This is a genomic window from Pseudomonas sp. LBUM1655 (genome assembly GCF_059716085.1).
Genome location: NZ_CP166801.1, coordinates 1,574,807 through 1,592,028 on the forward strand (window position 1 = coordinate 1,574,807; position 17,222 = coordinate 1,592,028).

The window sequence follows — 17,222 nt, forward strand, 5'->3', positions numbered from 1 at the left end:
TGCAAGGCCCTGTTCTGGGCCTTTGTTAACTCTGGAACTGTTTTTACCGCGATGGCCACCCTGAATCCGGTGGCCGTCTGCACGGTTTGCGAAAGGTTTGAAGATGCGCGTTCTGATTGCTGAACACGACCACGCGATATACGCCCGGCTGCTGCAACAGGCAGCGCCGGAACTCGAAGTGCTGACCAGCGGCGACTCCGCTGAACTGGCCCGCAAGGCCGCCGATTGCCCGGTGTGGCTGGGGCAACCGGATCTGCTCGCGACCCTGTTGCGGCAGGGCCATCAACCGCAATGGCTGCAGTCGACCTGGGCCGGCATCACGCCGCTGCTCGCCGACGGCCTGCGCCGGGATTACCGCTTGACCCGCGCGGTGGGGATTTTTGGCCAGGTGATGGCCGAATACGTGCTGACTTACATGCTCGGCCACGAACGCGAAGTACTGGCGCGACTGGTCAGCCAGGTCGAGCGCAAGTGGGACAACCGCACCGGCCAGAGCCTGGTCGGGCGCAAGGTGCTGATTGTCGGCACCGGTGATATTGGCCTGAGCGTGGCGCAGTTTCTGTTGCCGTTCGGCGTCGAACTGTACGGCATCGCCAGCAGCGCACGGGAGCAGGCACCGTTTGTTGAAGTCGGGTCGATGGCCGATCTGCCACGGCTGGTGGGCGAAGTGGACTACGTGGTCAATCTGCTGCCGAACACGGCGCATACCCATGATGTTTACGACGCAGCGCTGTTCAAACAATTCAAGCCGACCGGGTTGTTCATCAACGTCGGGCGTGGTGTAGCGGTGGTTGATGCCGATCTGGTAGAGGCCCTCAAGGAAGGGCATCTGGCGGGTGCGGTGATCGACGTTTGCCGTCAGGAACCGTTGCCGCAGCGTCATCCGTTCTGGACGGCGTGGGGCCTGCTGCTGACCGGTCACAGCTCTGCACCGACTTCACCGGCGTTGATGGTGCAGTTGTTTGTCGAGAACCTGAAGGCGTATCAGGCGGGCGAACCGTTGCGTGGGGAAGTGGATTTCACACGCGGTTACTGATTCAACGTAATAAAAACTGTGGGAGCGAGCCTGCTCGCGAAGAGGGCGTGTCAGTCGACATCAATGTTGATTGACACAGCGCTTTCGCGAGCAGGCTCGCTCCCACATTGTTTTTTGTGATGGCTTAAAGGGTGAAGTCGCCTTCAGCCGCCAATTCGCTCAGCGGGCGACGCGGGCTTGGTTCTTCGCGTGCTTGCAGGTACTCGGCCAAGGTCGATTTGTCACCCAACTTGCCCACCGCAACGGCGGCATGCAGGGCATAACCCTCAGGAATATTCAGTTCCTTGCGCGTCAGCTCCTGATCGAAGCCGGCCATGCCGTGGGTGTGCCAGCCGCTGATGCTCGCTTGCAGCGCCAGATGGCCCCACGCCGAACCGGTGTCGAACGTGCTCCACAGCGCCGGCGTCTCTTCAGTGGCGCCCGGCACGGCGAAAGTGGTTTTCGAGATCACGATCACCAGCGCTGAAGCGTGTTGCGCCCAGCCGCGGTTGAACTCGTTCAGCAGGCCCAGATAACGCTCCCAGTTCGGCGTATCGCGTCGCGCGTAGAGAAAACGCCACGGCTGTGAGTTGTAGGCCGATGGTGCCCAGCGCGCGGCTTCGAAGAAGCTCAGCAGGGTTTCTTCCGGGATCGCTTCACCGGTGAAGGCGCGGGGTGACCAGCGATCAGTGAACTGCGGGTGAATGGCGTAATCGGCGACGCGAGGGTTGGCACTCATCAAGAGATTCCTTGCTACGTTTGAGTAATAAAACCGTGGCAAAACCCTACTTGGCGGCGATTGGGCTGACAAGCACGATTTACCGACAGTCGCCAGCGCTTGGCCCGAAAGGCCTTGGGCACTAGACTGGCAGCCTTTTCACCACCTGATGTTGATGCTTGAGCCATGGCCGCCAAAGTCGAACCGTTCTGGATACGCAAAACCCTCGATCAGCTGGATCACGAGGAGTGGGAATCGCTGTGCGACGGCTGCGGTCTGTGCTGCCTGCAAAAGCTCGAAGATGAAGAAGACAACAGCGTCTATTACACGCGCATTGCCTGCAAACTGCTGGATCTGAAAACCTGCCAATGCAGCGATTACCCGAATCGCCTCAAGTTTGTCCCTGACTGCATCCAGCTCACCCCGGGCCAGGCCGAAGAATTCAAATGGTTGCCGCCGACCTGCGGTTATCGACTGGTCAGCGAAGGCAAGGATCTGCCGTTGTGGCACCACTTGGTCTGCGGCGACCGCGATGCAGTGCACCACGAGCGTATTTCCCAGTCCGGGCGCATGCTCGCCGAAGGCAGCGTGCCTGAGGATGACTGGGAAGATCACCTGATTTTCCGGGCTGGCTAGACGCCCACCGATTCCAGTTTCAACAAGGAGTGTGTATGGCTGTGGGATTGCGGCGGGGGTTGATCGCCGGGCTGCTGGCGCTGAGCGCCCCTGTGTGGGCGGCGAAGAAAGTCGATCTGGATTATCACGTGCGCCTGTTGCCGCAGAGCGATCAGGCCGAAGTGCGCCTGACCCTGGCCAAAGGCGAAGCCGTACGCAGCCTGGATTTCGACCTCGGCGACGGCAGTCACTTCAGCGACTTCAAGGCCGACGGCCAATGGCTGCTGACACCGGGCAAGCAGGCACGCGGCGTCTGGCGTCCGGCCAGCGACAAGTCCAGCCTGACCTACCGCGTGCGCATCAGCCACGGCCGCAAGAACGGCAGCTTCGACACGCGCATGACCCCGACTTGGGCTTTGATGCGCGGCGACGAACTGGTGCCGCCGGCCAAACTTGATCAGCAGGACGGCACCGAACTGGTCTCGCGCCTGCAGTTCGAATTGCCTGACGGCTGGACAAGCATCGAAACCGCTTGGCCGCGCGTCGGCAAAAACAAATTCCGCATCGACAACCCCTCGCGTCTGTTCGACCGCCCGACCGGGTGGATGCTCGCCGGGCACTTGGGCAGCCGCCGCACGCGTCTGGGCGAAACCGAAGTCACCGTGGCCTCGCCGCAAGGGCAGGGCATGCGCCGGATGGATGTGCTGACCTTGCTCACCTTCGTCTGGCCTCAGGTTCAAGCCCTATATCCACGGCATCCCACGAAACTGTTGATCGTCGGCGCCAACGACCCGATGTGGCGCGGCAGCCTCGGCGCGCACGAATCGATTTACCTCAACACGCGGTTGCCGCTGGTCAGCGAAAGCGGCAGCAGTGCGCTGGTACGCGAGTTGGCGCAGGTGTTCGGGCGGATCAATGACGAGCAGCGCAGTGACTGGATCAGTGAGGGTTTTGCCGAGTATTACGCGATCGAACTGGTGCGCCGGGCTGGCGGTATGAGTGACGAGCGTTATCAGAGTTTGCAGGCGAAATTGGCCAAGGATGGCGCAAAGGTCACAACGCTGCGCGGCGAGCAGGTCAGCCCGGGGCAAATTTCAAAAGCGGTAATTGTGTTGCAGGAGCTGGATGGCGAGATTCGCCTGAAGACGCGCAACAAGCGTTCGCTGGATGATGTGTTGCGCGGGGCGATGCATCTGGGGACGGTGAGCACTAAGGAGTTTGTGCAACTGGCCGAGAGCGTTCTGGGCGAGTCCTCGAAAGTGCTTGATACCGCGTTGCTTCAGTAATATCCCCATTCGCGAGCAGGCTCGCTCCCACACTGGTTTTGTGTTCGACACAGATTAAATGTGGGAGCGAGCCTGCTCGCGAAGAGGCCACAGGCCTTACAACAAATTCAGGATCAAACCCCGGCTTTCGGCGATTTCACCGAATCATTACCAGTCACCGTCGCCGTGCTGGTCGCCGCCTCGGCATTGGCTTTGAGCTTGCTCAGCTCTTCTCCGGCCCGCTCGATCTTGGCCCGCACGTTGTTCATGTCCTGACGGCTTTTCTCAAACAGACTTTTTACCGAACTGTGCCCGGTGATCCCGCGAGCCATGGCCACACCCCCAATCGCCACCTGAATCAGACCGAACACCCCGCCACGGCGCAGGCCCTTGCCGACCATGATCACGCCACCGGCCAGCGAGCCGATGCGCTCCCAGCCTTCGACGTTCTGCTCGGAACGACTCTGAAACGGGGTGGATTCGATACGCTCGACGCGTTTGAGCTCGGTCATGATCTTTCTCCAGGCAATGAGTAATGGATAAACAAGCTGACTGCCGGAGCGGTCAGCTTGTTCCATCGGATGTGCGACGCTTCAGCGGAATTTCGGCCCGGAGCGCGTGTTCAGGCCTTTGGCCATGCGGTCGTAGAGCACGACGTTGACCGTGGCGGCGAGGTTCATGCAACCGGTGGTCGGGATGTACACGACGTCTTCGCACCAGTCGCGGATCTCTTTATCGAGCGAGCCGTCTTCCGGGCCGAAGATGTACAACGCGCGATCCGGGTGGGTGTATTCCGGCAGCGGGCGGGCGCCTTCGACCAGTTCCACGGCGACCGGTACGCAATTGAGCGGGAGGATCTTTTTCAGATCGTCGATGCCGATCAGCGGGATGTCGTAGTGGACGCGCTTGGTGTCGGTGACGAAATCGGCGGCGCGTTCATAACGCTTGCCGGTGTAAAACACTGACGCCACGCCGTAACAGCCTGCGGCGCGCATCACCGAACCGACGTTCTCCGGTGATTTGGGGTTGTACAAACCAATGCAGCTGTAACGTTTGTCTGCCACGAGCGGGGTGCCTTCGGGAAAAAGAGCGCGATTATACGGGGATTGGGGGAGGGCGGGCACTGATCGTTCCCACGCAGAGCGTGGGAACGATCATGGCTGGTTCAGTCTTCTTTCTTCATCAACCCGGCCAGTGCGGCGAACGGGTTGTGCGTCGCCTTGGCGATTTTCGGCGTGCTCAGCGAGCCTTCGCTGAAGTATTGCTGATCGGTGTAGCGCGAGTGTTCGTTGTCGTGGCAGTACAGGCACAACAGCTCCCAGTTCGAGCCGTCCTGCGGGTTGTTGTCGTGGTTGTGATCACGGTGGTGCACGGTCAGTTCGCTCAGGCGCTTGCCGGAAAACTCACGGGTGCAGCGGCCACAGACGTGCGGGTACATCTTCAGGGCCTTGTCGCGATAGCCCATTTCCTTGTCGCGCTGGTTGTCGGCGAGGATGCGATCCAGCTTCGACGTATTGGTTGGGGTGGACGAACTCATGGGTTCACCTTTGTAGAAGACTAATGACGGTTATGTACAGAGTTTAGCTCAGCCCTTGAGCTTCTCGGCAATCCAGATCGTGTGGCGAGTGCCCTTGTTGCCGTGGGCGAAGACCTGCACTTCCTCAGCCTTGAAACCGGCCTTCTTCAATTTGTCGGAAAACTGCCGGTCAGCGCTGGCCGACCACACGGCCAGCACGCCTTTTGGGCGCAGTGCCTTGGCGCAGGCATTCAGGCCCGCGGCGGAATACAGCCAACTGTTGGCCTTTTGCGTCAGGCCTTCGGGGCCGTTGTCGACGTCGAGCATGATCGCGTCGAAGCCGTTCGGCTCGCTTTGCAGGACGTTGGCCACGTCTTCCTGACGAATCACCGTGCGCGGATCGAGCAGCGGCCGGCCGGACTTTTCACCGAGCGGGCCACGGTTCCACTCGACCACGCCCGGCACGAGTTCGGCGACCACCACTTCAGCGCTCTTGCCCAGATGCTTGAGCGCCGATGCGAGGGTGAAACCCATGCCCAGCCCGCCGATCAGCACCCGCGAGTCCGGCCGGCCGGCAACCTTGCGGCAAGGGATTTCGGCCAGCGCATCTTCAGAGCCGTGCATGCGCGTGTTCATCAGTTGCCCGCCGTCGCCGCCCTGGATCTTGATGACGAAATCCTCGCCATACTCGAACAGGCACAGGGCACCGCCGCTTTCAGGGATCGGGGTGGTGTCGAGCAGAACGAAACGTTTCATGGAAATCTCTACAAGGGGGAAGGCAAGCAGGCCCGTTGGGAGTAGCCTGAGCGCAGACTAAGGCCAACGGAGCCCTTGATGAAGCGCACCATTCTAACGGTCATTGCCCTGGCCGCGCTCTCGATAACTGCAGTGCAGGCGCAGCAGACCATTCCGGTCAGCCCGGCGCCGCAGCCCGGCTCGCCCGGCACCGCAACGCCAACCCCATATCCACAGATCACGCCGATCAACATCCCCAAGTCGGGCGCCGGCAGTGGCAGCCCGCCGCTTGTGCCGATCGAAATGCCCAGCCCACCAATCAAGGATCAACCGGTGCCGGGTATTGAACAGACCGGCACCAAGATCAAATCCCCCGGCGGTTAAACCTGTTGCGCCGCCAGTTGGCCGTCGGCCATGCGCAAGCGTTTGGACAGGGAGACGGCGAGGGCGCGGATGATCTTGGCGGCGATTTTCGGCGCGTCGTTGAGCATTTTTTCCAGCGAGTCCTTGCCCAGATTGAGCAACTGGCAATTGCTCGCCGCCACGCAAGTGGCCGAGCGCCGTTCGCCGTCGAGCACGGCCATTTCCCCGAACGCCCGACCGCTGCGCAGGGTGGCCATGGTGATGACCTGACCGTCGGCACCGGTTTTCTGCACGGCGACCTGACCGGTGTGGAGGATGCACATGAAACTGCCAGCATCGCCCTCACGGAAAATTGCTTCGCCTTCAGCCACGGTGCTGATGCTGAAGTAGCCGGAGGCGGCGGCGAAGTCGGCCAGTTGCAATTGGTCGAACAGGCCGCAGTCCATCAGCCAGTCGCGGATTTCGTTGTTCAGTAAGGTCGGTTCTGACATGTCGTTGCGATCTTATTTTGTGTTCACTGATTTCAGGCGCTGCACGGTTCCAGTGTAGGAGCTGCCGAAGGCTGCGATCTTTTGATCTTGCCTGTCTGAAAATCAAAATCAAAAGATCGCAGCCTTCGGCAGCTCCTACATGGAACTGTAGGTATCGGCCTCTTGGGTCTTGAGTTAAGACCCAAGTGACCGACGGAGTTCCTCAGGCCAGCCCCAGAACCTTGAAAACAAATGCATATTCGAGCGCTACGTCACGTAATCCCTGATAGCGCCCGCTCATTCCGCCGTGACCGGCGCCCAGTTCAGTCTTGAGCAGCAGCACGTTGTTGTCGGTTTTGGTCGCTCGCAACTTCGCCACCCACTTGGCCGCTTCCCAGTACTGCACGCGGCTGTCGTTGTAGCCGGCGATCACCAGTGTCGCGGGATAGGCCTGCGCAGTGACGTTTTCGTAAGGCGCATAGGCCTTGATCCGCTCGTAGACGTCCGGCTCCTCAGGGTTGCCCCACTCGTCGTATTCGGTGACGGTCAGCGGCAGTTCAGGGTCGAGCATGGTGTTGAGCACATCGACGAAAGGTACTTCGGCAATCGCCACGCCAAACAGATCCGGACGCTGGTTGAGCACCGCACCAATCAACAAACCGCCGGCGCTGCCGCCGCTGATCGCCAGTTTTTCAGCCGTGGTGATGCCGTTGAGGATCAGGAATTCGGCGCAGGCGATAAAGTCGCTGAAGGTGTTGTGCTTGTGTTCCTGCTTGCCGGCGCGATACCAGGCTTCGCCCAACTCGCCGCCGCCACGTACGTGGGCGATGGCAAAGGCCATGCCGCGATCGAGCAGGCTCAGGCGCGCATGGGAAAACCATGGGTCGAGGCTCGAACCGTAAGCACCGTAACCGTACAGGTACAGCGGCACCGGTTTGCCGACCATTTCGCGTTTCATCACCAGACTGATCGGCACTTGCGTGCCGTCCGGCGCGGTGGCCCAAAGGCGCTGGCTGACATAAGCGTCAGCATCGAACGGGCCGAGTACCGGTGTTTCTTTCAGAACAGTCTGTTCGCCGCTGGCGAGGATCAACTGGCGCACCTGCGCCGGGCGATTGAGTGCCTCGTAGCGCAGGCGGATGCGATCGCTTTCAAACTCCAGGCTGTTTTGCACATAGAGGCTGTAGGCCGCGTCCGGCAATTGCACGCGATAAGGCGCCAGACCGTGTGGGTGAACTTCGATGATCGGTAAGCCACCTTCGCGCAGGCTCAGGGTCATGGCCTCGGTGTTGAGGCTCACGCCATCGAGCATCACCTCGTCGCTGTGCGGGATCAGGTTCTGCCAGTCGGCTTCTGTCGGCGCGACGCCAGTGTCCGGCGCCTGATACAAGGCGTAGTTGATGCCGTCGCGGTTGGTGCGGATGAACCACGTCCATGTGCCATCGAGCAGGCCGTGGTCGACGTCGTATTCGTGATCTTCGACGCGTGGTGCCAGGCAGGTGAACGGCAGGTGCGGCTGGTTGGCGTCCAGTGCCCAGACTTCGCTGGTGGTCTTGCTGCCCAGCGACAGCAGCAATTGCTGTTCGGAGCTGGATCGGTAGCAATGCAGGAAGAAACGCCCGTCCTGCTCGTGGAAGACTTCTTCAGCGGCAGTGCCGTCGAGGCGATAACGGAACAACTTGTGCGGGCGGTGGGTGTCGTCGAGCACGCCGAAGAACAGCGTCAGACTGTCGTTGGCCCAGGTCATGCTGCCGTCGCAGTCCTCGAATTCCAGTTCGCTGACCTTGTCGTTGGACAGTTCCTTGACGAACAGCGTGTAGATCTCATCGCCCGAGGCATCAACGCTGTAGGCCAGGCGCTGGTGATCGGGGCTGATGCTGAACGCACCCAGGGAAAAGAATCCGCCATTGGCCAGCACGTTCGGGTCGAGCAGCAGTTGCTCGCGGCTTTCGTCGAGGGTCAGGCTGTCGTCCGCCGGGCGCGGGCAGCGGTAATGCCGGGCATATTCGTCGCCCGCTGTGGTGCGCGTGTAATACAGGTACGGCCCCCAAGGGGAGGGCAGGGACAGATCGGTTTCGAGAATCCGGCCCTTGATCTCTTCGAACAGGGTTTCGCGCAGTTCGGCCTGATCGGCGGTTTGCGCTTCTTGGTAGGCGTTTTCGGCCTTGAGGTAGTCGAGCACCGCATCGGTGTCGCGCTCTTGCAGCCAGGCATACGGGTCGGCGTCGGCCGCCTTGTGGGCAATCGGGGCGCTGATGACGTTGGCGGATTCGGGCATGGAAGGCTCTCGGACAATATTCGGAAAAGGGATTTCGCAGCGCTTGAGACTGATGCTCTCACAGGGATTGCTGCTCGCCGTCTGGCATTGGGACAAGCCTGGCGGGCGAAAAGTCGTTACTATAAGCGCCTCTTTGCCTGCCTTGCCATGGACACCATGACCGAGAACGACTATCTGATCGCCTGGGGCCTCTACGCCTTTGCCGCTGTAGGCTGCCTGTTGGTATGGATGCGCCTGACCACCTGGATGTGGCGCTGGCTGCGCGAGCCGCTGCGCGTGTTGATGGTGGTATTGCTCTTCAGCCCGACCATCGTTGACCCCGTGAAGGAAAAGGTCGCTCCGGCCATCGCCATTACCGCACTGGATCTGGCGTTCAAGGTCGGCAACAACGCCTGGCGCGCGGTCTCCGATCTGTTCATGTACGGCATGATCGCCTTCGGTATCTACCTGATTTTCGTGTTGATCCGCTTCCCGATCGAACGTGCCTCCAAGGCTCGCCGTGAACAGGCCGACGCCGCCAAGGCCGCAGCTCGCGCCGATGAACGCGACGATGATCAGCCGTTCGGTGGTGCCGGTGATGACCGTTATGGCCGTCCGCCGGTACCGAGCAATCCGCAGCGCATGCGGGTCGAGCCGCGTCTGTAATCCCGAGAGTCCGCACATGTGTGAATTACTGGGCATGAGTGCCAACGTGCCGACCGATATTGTGTTCAGCTTCACCGGGCTGATGCAGCGCGGCGGCCGCACCGGCCCGCACCGCGACGGCTGGGGCATCGCCTTCTATGAGGGCCGTGGCCTGCGGCTGTTTCAGGATCCGGCGGCGAGCAGCGAGTCGGAAGTCGCCAATCTGGTGCAGCGTTACCCGATCAAGAGCGAAGTGGTCATCGGCCACATCCGCCAGGCCAACGTCGGCAAGGTCTGCCTGTCCAATACCCACCCGTTCGTGCGCGAACTGTGGGGGCGCAACTGGTGCTTCGCGCACAACGGCCAGCTCGCCGATTTCACCCCGATCAAAAGTTTCTACCGCCCGGTTGGCGATACCGACAGTGAAGCGGCGTTCTGCGATTTGCTCAACCGCGTACGTGCAGCCTTTCCGGAACCGGTCGATATAGAAGTGCTGCTGCCGGATCTGGTCGCCGCGTGCGCCGAATACCGCAGCAAAGGCGTGTTCAACTGCCTTCTAAGCGATGGCGACTGGCTGTTCTGCTATTGCTCGACCAAACTGGCGCAGATCACCCGGCGCGCACCGTTCGGCCCGGCGCGGCTCAAGGATGTCGATGTGATCGTCGATTTCCAGGCCGAAACCACGCCCAACGATGTGGTGACGGTGATTGCCACCGAACCCTTGACCGAAAACGAAACCTGGACCCGCTACGAACCGGGCCAATGGAGCCTGTGGCGACGCGGCGAATGCGTAAGCCAGGGCAAGACCGAATAAGGATTGCACCCCATGTTGCTCAGTTATCTACGGCTGGTGTTGTTTGCGGCGGGCCTGTTGATCGGTGTCCAGGTGCCGGGGTTCATCAACGATTACGCTAAACGCGTCGAGGCGCATCTGATCGAGGCGCAGACTGGTCTGCGTGGGTTCCAGGGCACGGCCGAACAGTTTTTCAAGGGCGACATGCAGGCCTTGGTCGCGCATTATCGCGCCAGTGAAGACCCGGTGTTTCGCAGCGATGCCGATAGCCTGAGCACGATGCTCAATCGTCAGTTGGCCTTGGATAAACAGTTCCAGGCCATGCAGGGGCCGTGGTACATCCGCTTCCTGCAAGTGGTGCTGGCCGCCGACCCGGACATCCGCAAGGAAACCTGGAACGGCTACAGCTATCAGATCCTGCTGACTCCGGAAGCGATGATCTGGGGCATGAGCGGCGCGTTGCTGCTGTCGTTCGGCATCGAATGCCTGTTCCGTCTGATCGACTGGGTGGTACTGGGCGGCAAGCGCCTGCGCCAGAGCCGGCCGATTGAAGACCGGGATGTGCGCGGCTTGTAAATTCTGCACAACCCCCTGAAATGAGGGGGTTTTGTGGTGAGGGGATTTATCCCCGATGGGCTGCGAAGCAGCCCCAAACCCGGCAAAGCGGTGTGTCAGAAAGACTGAGTTGTTTGGTGTACGACTGCTGCGCAGCCGGTCGGGGATAAATCCCCTCACCACAAGTATGTGATCAGTTAGTAAGGGTGATGTAGTTTTCACCCACCTTCTGCGCATACCCCTCCAGCACCTGCTGACACAACGTCACAATCTCCTCGACCCACTCCACACCCACCCGCCACGACACCACCACTTGCAGATTCGGTGGCCGCTGATCAATGGCGAGCAGGGTCAGTTCACCCCGCGCCAACTCCTCGGCCACCAGCACCGGCGGCAATACGCCGATGCCAAAACCATCGCGCAGCAACCGGGTAATCGCCGACACCGAATTCACGCAATTCAAGCGCGGCGCCAACACCCCGTTGGCCTGCATCAGCGCCAATAGGTCCTGGTGCGGCCGGGAGTTTTTCGAGTAGGTGATGATGCGTTCTTGCGCCAGTTCGGCGAGATCGGCGTAGTCGCGGTTGTAGATCGAATGGCTGGCGACGATCCAGCCCAGCGGATGGCTGGCCAGCTCCAGACTGCGCACGCTTTCATGGCGCACCAGATCGGTTTGCAGGATCAGATCGAGAAAGCCTTTTTGCAGCTGATCGCAGAGGTTCAGCGAGGTATCGGCCACCAGCTCGATTTCTACGCGCGGATACAGGTCGGTCATCTGCGCCACCAACGGGCTCAGCCAAGTGTGAATCACCGTGTCCATCACGCCGATGCGTACACGGCCAACCTTGCTTGAGCGAGTTTCGATCGATTGCTTGAGCGCGCTCATGGTGTCGAGCATCTGCTCGGCATAGTCCAGCACTTTCAAGCCTTCGGGTGTGAGGCTGACGCCGCGCGAATCACGCAGAAACAGCTTCACCCCCAACTCGCCTTCAAGCACCGCAATGCGGCTGGAAATCGATGCCTGAGTGGTGAACAACTTGTCGGCGGTCAGGCGAAAACTCTTCAGCCGGGCGACCCAGACAAAGGTCTCGAGAAACTTCAGGTTCATGGGCAAGGCTCGGGTGACAAATTTTTCTTATGCCTAAGGCGCGTTTTTATTCGTTGGACGCAGCAGGGCGGGGCGCCCAAAAATCGGCGCATCCGGTTCCCACGATAGGCGTCGTCGGGACTACGAACAAGACCAATAAAAGCCTGCGGAGACTTGCCATGAGTGCGCCCGACACCCTCGACCTCGCCAAGACCACGGCCCGCCCCGGACCGTTCGACTGGTATCGCAACATCAACAAGCAGGAGCGTCGCACGTTCTGGAGCTGCAAGATCGGCTACGGTCTGGACGGCATGGACACCCAGATGCTCAGTTTCGTGGTGCCGACCCTGATTGCGATGTGGGGCATCACCACGGGCGAAGCCGGGCTGATTCACACCAGCACCCTGATCGCCTCGGCCATCGGCGGCTGGGTCGCGGGCATCCTGTCCGATCGCATCGGCCGTGTGCGCACTTTGCAACTGACGGTGCTGTGGTTCGCCTTCTTCACCTTTCTCTGCGGCTTCGCGCAAAACTACGAACAGTTGTTGATCGCCCGCACCCTGATGGGCTTCGGTTTCGGTGGCGAATGGACGGCTGGCGCAGTGCTGATCGGCGAAGTGATCCGGGCGAAGGATCGCGGCAAAGCGGTCGGCATGGTGCAATCCGGTTGGGCGCTGGGCTGGGGGCTGACGGCGATTCTGTATGCGCTGCTGTTCTCGATCATGCCGCCGGAAGATGCCTGGCGAGCGCTGTTCATCCTCGGCATCGTACCGGCGATTTTTGTGATCTTCGTGCGTCGACTGGTGAAAGACCCGGAGATCTACCGCGAAGCCAAGGCTGCGCAAACCCCGGAAAATGCGGCGAAGTTCTATGAGATTTTCGCCCCCGGCATGCTCTTCACCACTATTCGCGCCTCCTTGTTGACCACCGGCGCACTTGGTGGTTACTACGCGATCACCTCGTGGTTGCCGACCTTCCTGAAAAACGAACGGGGCTTGAGCGTGCTCGGCACCGGCGGTTACCTGGCGATGGTGATTGTCGGTTCCTATGTCGGTTACGTGATCAGTGCTTATCTGACCGACCTGTTGGGCCGCAAAAAGAACTTCATCCTGTTCGCGGTCGGCTCGTTCACCATCGTTCTGCTCTACACCCAATTGCCGGTCAGTAATGGCGTGATGCTCTGGCTGGGCTTCCCGCTGGGGTTCTTTGCCTCGGGGATTTTCAGCGGGATGGGCGCGTTTCTCACCGAGTTGTTCCCAACGCGGATTCGCGGCTCGGGCCAAGGCTTCTGCTACAACATCGGCCGGGCGCTGGCGGCGCTGTTTCCGCTGCTGATCGGCCTGCTCAGCCAGAAAGTGCCGTTGAGCGTGGGCATTGGTGCATTTGCTGCGGTGTCTTACGGCGTGGTGATTATCGCGGCGTTGAGCCTGCCGGAAACCCGTGGCAAGCAACTCGACGCGCAGTAACTGATAACCTGCGGGGGCATTGCCCAAGGGGCGATGTCCTACGGATAGAAAGATAAAAAGCTACAGGAGTGTTTACCGTGAGCCGCCTGTTATTGAATTGCGACATTGGTGAGAGTTTCGGCATCTGGACCATGGGTCTGGACGCCGAAGTCATGCCCTTCATCGACTGCGCCAACGTGGCCTGCGGCTTCCACGCCGGCGACCCGGGCATCATGCGCAAAACCGTCAGCCTGGCACTGAGCCATGGCGTGCAGATCGGCGCGCACCCGGCCTATCAGGATCTGGTCGGATTCGGTCGGCGCTCCATGGCGTATTCCGCACAGGAACTGCAAGACATCCTGCATTACCAGATCGGCGCGCTCGACGGCATCTGCCGCGCTCAAGGTGCAAGAGTCAGCTACGTCAAACCCCATGGCGCGATGTACAACGACATGATGGCCAACCCGGCGCAGTTGCGCGCGGTGATTCAGGCGGTGGCCGCTTACGATCGCACGTTGCCGTTGATGTTGATGGCCACCCGCGACAACTCGGCGGCGCAGCAACTCGGCGACGAGTACGGCGTAACCCTGTGGTTTGAAGCCTTCGCCGACCGTGCCTACGACAGCGCCGGTCGCCTGGTCTCGCGACAACTGCCGGGCGCGGTGCATCACGAACCGGAAAAAATCATCGAGCAAGCGCTGACCATTGCCCGTGGCGACAACCTCACCGCCAGCGACGGCAGCGCCTTGCACCTGCAAGCCAACACCCTTTGCGTACACGGTGACAACACCAGTTCGGTGGCCGCCGTGCAGCGTATCCGCGAGGCCTTGAATCAGCAGAGTGCGTCATGAACCCAAGGATTGAAGTCGTAGCTCTGGATTGCCTGATGCTGCGTCTGTTCGATGACATCGCCGAGGCCAACATGCCATGGATGCTCGCTGCCAGTGAGCGGTTGCGCGCGGTGTTCGGCGCGCAACTGATTGATCTGGTGCCGTCCTATACAACGTTGATGGTGCATTACGACTTGAACGTTTTGAGCCCGAGTCAGGCCCGGGAATTGATCGCTGAGGCGTTGATTGATCTTTCGCCGAATGCGCGGGCCACCGGCCAGTGCCACGTGCTGCCGGTCTGGTATGACCTGAGCGTCGGCCCCGAACTGAGCCTGTTGGCCCAACGCAGTGGATTGGCGGTAGAAGAGGTCATCCGCCGTCACAGTGCCCGGGAGTATCAGGTATTCGCTCTTGGTTTTGCCCCGGGTTTTGCCTTCATGGGGCTGGTCGAAGAAGTCTTGGCTGCGCCACGCCTGAACACCCCGCGCAAGAAAGTCGCCGCCGGCAGCGTCGGCATTGCCGAACGGCAAACCGCCGCGTATCCGGTGGTTTCCCCGGGTGGCTGGAACCTGATCGGCCGCACCCCGGCGAAACTGTTTGATCGCCATCGCGACGGCTACAGCCTGATGCAACCTGGCGACACCGTGCGCTTCGAAGCGGTGAGCCACGCCGAGTTTATCCATCTGGGTGGCGACGACACACCGCTGGAGGCACTGGCATGAGCCGACTGACGATTGAAGCAAGTACGCCGCTGTGCCTGTTGCAAGACGCCGGGCGGTTTGGCGTGCGGCATTTGGGCGTGACCCAGGGCGGTGCGGCGGATTGGCGGTCGATGCGTTGGGCCAATTGGTTGCTGGGCAACGGTCTGGATCTGCCTGTGATCGAAATCACCCTCGGCGGGTTTGCCGTGGTGGCTGAGGAGGATTGCCTGCTCGCGATGGCCGGGGCAGATCTCGACGCGCACCTGGATGACCAACCGCTATCGCCGTGGTGCAGTTTCAAACTGCGCAAAGGGCAGACTTTGAAATTCACCCAGCCACGACTCGGTGCCCGGGCTTATCTGGCGGCACCGGGTGGTTTTGACGCGCCGAGGGTTCTGGGCAGCAGCGCCACGGTGGTGCGCGAGGAACTCGGGGGGCTCGATGGCATGGGGCTGCCGCTGGCCAAAGGGGCGACGTTGAGCTATCAGGGTGAAACCTTTCTGGTTCGGGAAGTGCCATTGGCGCATCGCCCGGATCTTCGGCTGAATGCGCCGCTGGATCTGGTGCTCGGGGCGCAGATCGGCCAGTTCGGCGGGCAGAGTCTGTTTGATGTATTCAACAGCGCCTGGACGCTGGACAGTCGCGCTGATCGCATGGGCATTCGCTTGCTGGGCAAGCCTTTGCAATACCAGGGGCAGCCGATGATTTCCGAGGGCATTCCACTGGGCGCGGTGCAGGTTCCGCCGGACGGGCAGCCGATTGTTTTGCTCAATGATCGACAGACGATTGGTGGTTATCCGCGCTTGGGGGCGTTGACGCCGTTGGCGTTGGCTCGGCTGGCGCAATGTCTGCCGGGAGCAAAGGTGAGATTGCGGCCGGTGGTGCAGGACGTTGCGCACCGGGAGCATGTCGACTATCTGCAGCTGTTTGGTTGAAGATCAAAAGATCGCAGCCTGCGGCAGCTCCTGCAGGGGAGCGGAGATTTCTCTGTAGGAGCTGCCGCAGGCTGCGATCTTTTGATTTTATTTGGACAGGAATCTCATCCCTTCTTCCAGCCCGCGCAAGGTCAGCGGATACATCTGATCCTCGATCAAGTCCCGCACGATGTTGGTCGATGAGGTATAGCCCCACGTATCTTTCGGGTACGGATTGATCCAGATGAGCTTCTTGTATTTCTCCATGAAGCGTTGCATCCACAGATAACCGGGCTCTTCGTTCCAGTGTTCGACGCTGCCGCCGGCCTGGGTGATTTCATAAGGCGCCATGGCGGCGTCGCCGATAAAGATCACTTTGTAGTCGGCGCCGTATTTGTGCAGCAAATCCTGCGTCGAGAAACGCTCGGAGGTGCGGCGCATGTTGTTCTTCCACACCGATTCATAAATGAAGTTGTGGAAGTAGAAATACTCCAGGTGCTTGAACTCGGTCTTGCAGGCCGAGAACAGTTCCTCGCAGATCTTCACATGCGCATCCATCGAGCCGCCGATGTCGAACAGCAACAACAGCTTCACCGTGTTGCGCCGTTCCGGGCGCATCTGGATGTTCAGCAGTCCGGCATCTTTGGCGGTGTGGTCGATGGTGCCGTCGATGTCCAACTCTTCCGCCGCGCCCTGACGGGCGAACTTACGCAAACGACGCAGGGCAACCTTGATGTTGCGCGTGCCCAGTTCGACGGAATCGTCGAGGTTCTTGTACTCGCGCTGATCCCAGACTTTTACCGCTTTACCCTGACGCTTGCCGGCATCGCCGACCCGAATGCCCTCCGGGTTGAAGCCGCCGGAACCGAACGGACTGGTGCCGCCGGTACCGATCCATTTATTGCCGCCGGCGTGGCGTTCCTTCTGTTCTTCCAGACGCTTCTTGAACTCTTCGATCAGCTTGTCCAGACCGCCGAGGGACTGGATCTGCGCGCGTTCTTCGTCGCTCAACGAGCGTTCGAACTCCTTGCGCAGCCAGTCTTCGGGAATCAGCGCCTGAAGATGATCGTCGAGTTTTTCCAGGCCATTGAAGTAGGCGCCGAACGCACGGTCGAACTTGTCGAAATGCCGTTCGTCCTTCACCAGGATCGCCCGCGACAAGTAGTAGAACTCGTCCATGTCGGCGAAGGTCACGCGCTGTTTCAGCGCGTTGATAAGGTCGAGCAGCTCGCGCACCGACACCGGCACCTTGGCTGCACGCATTTCATTGAACAGGTTGAGCAACATGGCATCAGCCT

Annotated in this window: 20 protein-coding genes; 11 read left to right on the forward strand and 9 right to left on the reverse strand. The window is 60.6% G+C overall.

Annotated elements, in window-relative coordinates; translation table 11 throughout:
- Positions 1-103: 103 nt before the first annotated feature.
- Complete coding sequence (locus ACA074_RS07080) at positions 104-1,036, forward strand: D-2-hydroxyacid dehydrogenase (protein ID WP_401266512.1); 933 nt, start codon at positions 104-106, stop codon at positions 1,034-1,036.
- A 124-nt stretch (positions 1,037-1,160) separates the two neighbouring features.
- Here the strand turns inward: ACA074_RS07080 and ACA074_RS07085 are convergent, their stop codons facing one another.
- Positions 1,161-1,754, reverse strand: coding sequence for a nitroreductase family protein (locus ACA074_RS07085; protein WP_305441902.1), 594 nt, complete (start codon positions 1,752-1,754; stop codon positions 1,161-1,163).
- Between the two features lie 165 nt (positions 1,755-1,919).
- On the opposite strand from ACA074_RS07085, the gene ACA074_RS07090 reads away from it, so the two are divergent.
- Both ACA074_RS07090 and ACA074_RS07095 read left to right on the forward strand, forming a co-directional pair.
- Positions 1,920-2,369 (forward strand): YcgN family cysteine cluster protein, encoded by a 450-nt coding sequence (locus ACA074_RS07090; RefSeq protein ID WP_122608869.1) that lies wholly within the window; start codon positions 1,920-1,922, stop codon positions 2,367-2,369.
- A gap of 35 nt (positions 2,370-2,404) precedes the next feature.
- On the forward strand, positions 2,405-3,634 hold the full coding sequence (locus ACA074_RS07095; RefSeq protein WP_497678691.1) for a hypothetical protein: 1,230 nt from the start codon (positions 2,405-2,407) through the stop codon (positions 3,632-3,634).
- A 113-nt stretch (positions 3,635-3,747) separates the two neighbouring features.
- On the opposite strand, the gene ACA074_RS07100 is transcribed toward ACA074_RS07095, so the two are convergent.
- The 4 genes from ACA074_RS07100 to ACA074_RS07115 form a co-directional block, all read right to left on the reverse strand.
- Positions 3,748-4,125 (reverse strand): YgaP family membrane protein, encoded by a 378-nt coding sequence (locus tag ACA074_RS07100; protein ID WP_095049253.1) that lies wholly within the window; start codon positions 4,123-4,125, stop codon positions 3,748-3,750.
- An 81-nt stretch (positions 4,126-4,206) separates the two neighbouring features.
- Complete coding sequence (locus ACA074_RS07105) at positions 4,207-4,677, reverse strand: RNA methyltransferase (protein WP_007911337.1); 471 nt, start codon at positions 4,675-4,677, stop codon at positions 4,207-4,209.
- Positions 4,678-4,778: 101 nt separating this feature from the next.
- Positions 4,779-5,150: a YajD family HNH nuclease gene (locus ACA074_RS07110; RefSeq protein ID WP_007911336.1), complete on the reverse strand. Its 372-nt coding sequence runs from the start codon at positions 5,148-5,150 to the stop codon at positions 4,779-4,781.
- Positions 5,151-5,198: 48 nt separating this feature from the next.
- Positions 5,199-5,885 carry a spermidine synthase gene (locus ACA074_RS07115; RefSeq protein ID WP_093103748.1) on the reverse strand — a complete coding sequence of 229 codons (687 nt, stop codon included), beginning with the start codon at positions 5,883-5,885 and terminating at the stop codon, positions 5,199-5,201.
- Positions 5,886-5,963: 78 nt separating this feature from the next.
- Here ACA074_RS07115 and ACA074_RS07120 point away from each other — a divergent pair, with 78 nt between their 5' ends.
- Positions 5,964-6,248: a hypothetical protein gene (locus tag ACA074_RS07120; protein WP_187681368.1), complete on the forward strand. Its 285-nt coding sequence runs from the start codon at positions 5,964-5,966 to the stop codon at positions 6,246-6,248.
- Here ACA074_RS07120 and ACA074_RS07125 read toward each other — a convergent pair.
- Together ACA074_RS07125 and ACA074_RS07130 are read right to left on the reverse strand one after the other, a co-directional pair.
- Positions 6,245-6,718, reverse strand: coding sequence for a cyclic nucleotide-binding domain-containing protein (locus ACA074_RS07125; RefSeq protein ID WP_186548822.1), 474 nt, complete (start codon positions 6,716-6,718; stop codon positions 6,245-6,247). The two genes, ACA074_RS07120 and ACA074_RS07125, sit on opposite strands and share 4 nt — an antisense overlap.
- A 202-nt stretch (positions 6,719-6,920) precedes the next feature.
- Entirely contained in the window at positions 6,921-8,975 is a 2,055-nt protein-coding gene (locus ACA074_RS07130) for a S9 family peptidase (RefSeq protein WP_497678692.1), read from the reverse strand.
- A gap of 147 nt (positions 8,976-9,122) precedes the next feature.
- Here ACA074_RS07130 and ACA074_RS07135 point away from each other — a divergent pair, with 147 nt between their 5' ends.
- Genes ACA074_RS07135 through ACA074_RS07145 form a run of 3 tightly spaced genes read left to right on the forward strand, consistent with a single transcriptional unit; the run spans position 9,123 to position 10,968 of the window.
- Entirely contained in the window at positions 9,123-9,620 is a 498-nt protein-coding gene (locus ACA074_RS07135; RefSeq protein WP_401266523.1) for an MFS transporter, read from the forward strand.
- A gap of 16 nt (positions 9,621-9,636) precedes the next feature.
- Positions 9,637-10,413, forward strand: a complete 777-nt coding sequence (locus ACA074_RS07140; RefSeq protein WP_024012022.1) for a class II glutamine amidotransferase — start codon at positions 9,637-9,639, stop codon at positions 10,411-10,413.
- 12 nt (positions 10,414-10,425) lie between these two features.
- Complete coding sequence (locus ACA074_RS07145) at positions 10,426-10,968, forward strand: DUF2937 family protein (RefSeq protein ID WP_305441908.1); 543 nt, start codon at positions 10,426-10,428, stop codon at positions 10,966-10,968.
- Positions 10,969-11,140: 172 nt separating this feature from the next.
- Here the strand turns inward: ACA074_RS07145 and ACA074_RS07150 are convergent, their stop codons facing one another.
- Positions 11,141-12,055 carry a LysR family transcriptional regulator gene (locus tag ACA074_RS07150; protein ID WP_489878437.1) on the reverse strand — a complete coding sequence of 305 codons (915 nt, stop codon included), beginning with the start codon at positions 12,053-12,055 and terminating at the stop codon, positions 11,141-11,143.
- 158 nt (positions 12,056-12,213) lie between these two features.
- Here ACA074_RS07150 and ACA074_RS07155 point away from each other — a divergent pair, with 158 nt between their 5' ends.
- The 4 genes from ACA074_RS07155 to ACA074_RS07170 all read left to right on the forward strand — a co-directional run bounded on the left by ACA074_RS07155 (position 12,214) and on the right by ACA074_RS07170 (position 15,945).
- Positions 12,214-13,500: an MFS transporter gene (locus ACA074_RS07155; protein WP_497678693.1), complete on the forward strand. Its 1,287-nt coding sequence runs from the start codon at positions 12,214-12,216 to the stop codon at positions 13,498-13,500.
- A gap of 77 nt (positions 13,501-13,577) precedes the next feature.
- A complete protein-coding gene (locus ACA074_RS07160) occupies positions 13,578-14,330 on the forward strand; it encodes a 5-oxoprolinase subunit PxpA (protein ID WP_497678694.1) in 753 nt (250 codons plus the stop codon).
- Positions 14,327-15,031: a 5-oxoprolinase subunit PxpB gene (gene pxpB / locus ACA074_RS07165; protein WP_497678695.1), complete on the forward strand. Its 705-nt coding sequence runs from the start codon at positions 14,327-14,329 to the stop codon at positions 15,029-15,031. Before ACA074_RS07160 ends, pxpB begins: the two co-directional genes overlap by 4 nt.
- Entirely contained in the window at positions 15,028-15,945 is a 918-nt protein-coding gene (locus tag ACA074_RS07170) for a 5-oxoprolinase subunit C family protein (RefSeq protein ID WP_497678696.1), read from the forward strand. Before pxpB ends, ACA074_RS07170 begins: the two co-directional genes overlap by 4 nt.
- 87 nt (positions 15,946-16,032) lie before the next feature.
- On the opposite strand, the gene ACA074_RS07175 is transcribed toward ACA074_RS07170, so the two are convergent.
- The gene (locus ACA074_RS07175) at positions 16,033-17,211 is read right to left on the reverse strand and encodes a vWA domain-containing protein (protein ID WP_305441915.1); all 1,179 of its coding nucleotides are present in this window, start codon (positions 17,209-17,211) and stop codon (positions 16,033-16,035) included.
- Between the last annotated feature and the right edge of the window lie 11 nt (positions 17,212-17,222).

Excerpts from the sequence above, each read along its gene's own strand:
- ACA074_RS07080 (WP_401266512.1), top strand. The coding sequence starts at position 104 with ATGCGCGTTCTGATTGCTGAACACGACCACGCGATATACGCCCGGCTG.
- ACA074_RS07085 (WP_305441902.1), bottom strand. The coding sequence starts at position 1,754 with ATGAGTGCCAACCCTCGCGTCGCCGATTACGCCATTCACCCGCAGTTC.
- ACA074_RS07090 (WP_122608869.1), top strand. The coding sequence starts at position 1,920 with ATGGCCGCCAAAGTCGAACCGTTCTGGATACGCAAAACCCTCGATCAG.
- ACA074_RS07095 (WP_497678691.1), top strand. The coding sequence starts at position 2,405 with ATGGCTGTGGGATTGCGGCGGGGGTTGATCGCCGGGCTGCTGGCGCTG.
- ACA074_RS07100 (WP_095049253.1), bottom strand. The coding sequence starts at position 4,125 with ATGACCGAGCTCAAACGCGTCGAGCGTATCGAATCCACCCCGTTTCAG.
- ACA074_RS07110 (WP_007911336.1), bottom strand. The coding sequence starts at position 5,150 with ATGAGTTCGTCCACCCCAACCAATACGTCGAAGCTGGATCGCATCCTC.
- ACA074_RS07115 (WP_093103748.1), bottom strand. The coding sequence starts at position 5,885 with ATGAAACGTTTCGTTCTGCTCGACACCACCCCGATCCCTGAAAGCGGC.
- ACA074_RS07120 (WP_187681368.1), top strand. The coding sequence starts at position 5,964 with ATGAAGCGCACCATTCTAACGGTCATTGCCCTGGCCGCGCTCTCGATA.
- ACA074_RS07125 (WP_186548822.1), bottom strand. The coding sequence starts at position 6,718 with ATGTCAGAACCGACCTTACTGAACAACGAAATCCGCGACTGGCTGATG.
- ACA074_RS07130 (WP_497678692.1), bottom strand. The coding sequence starts at position 8,975 with ATGCCCGAATCCGCCAACGTCATCAGCGCCCCGATTGCCCACAAGGCG.
- ACA074_RS07135 (WP_401266523.1), top strand. The coding sequence starts at position 9,123 with ATGGACACCATGACCGAGAACGACTATCTGATCGCCTGGGGCCTCTAC.
- ACA074_RS07140 (WP_024012022.1), top strand. The coding sequence starts at position 9,637 with ATGTGTGAATTACTGGGCATGAGTGCCAACGTGCCGACCGATATTGTG.
- ACA074_RS07145 (WP_305441908.1), top strand. The coding sequence starts at position 10,426 with ATGTTGCTCAGTTATCTACGGCTGGTGTTGTTTGCGGCGGGCCTGTTG.
- ACA074_RS07150 (WP_489878437.1), bottom strand. The coding sequence starts at position 12,055 with ATGAACCTGAAGTTTCTCGAGACCTTTGTCTGGGTCGCCCGGCTGAAG.
- ACA074_RS07155 (WP_497678693.1), top strand. The coding sequence starts at position 12,214 with ATGAGTGCGCCCGACACCCTCGACCTCGCCAAGACCACGGCCCGCCCC.
- pxpB (WP_497678695.1), top strand. The coding sequence starts at position 14,327 with ATGAACCCAAGGATTGAAGTCGTAGCTCTGGATTGCCTGATGCTGCGT.
- ACA074_RS07170 (WP_497678696.1), top strand. The coding sequence starts at position 15,028 with ATGAGCCGACTGACGATTGAAGCAAGTACGCCGCTGTGCCTGTTGCAA.
- ACA074_RS07175 (WP_305441915.1), bottom strand. The coding sequence starts at position 17,211 with ATGTTGCTCAACCTGTTCAATGAAATGCGTGCAGCCAAGGTGCCGGTG.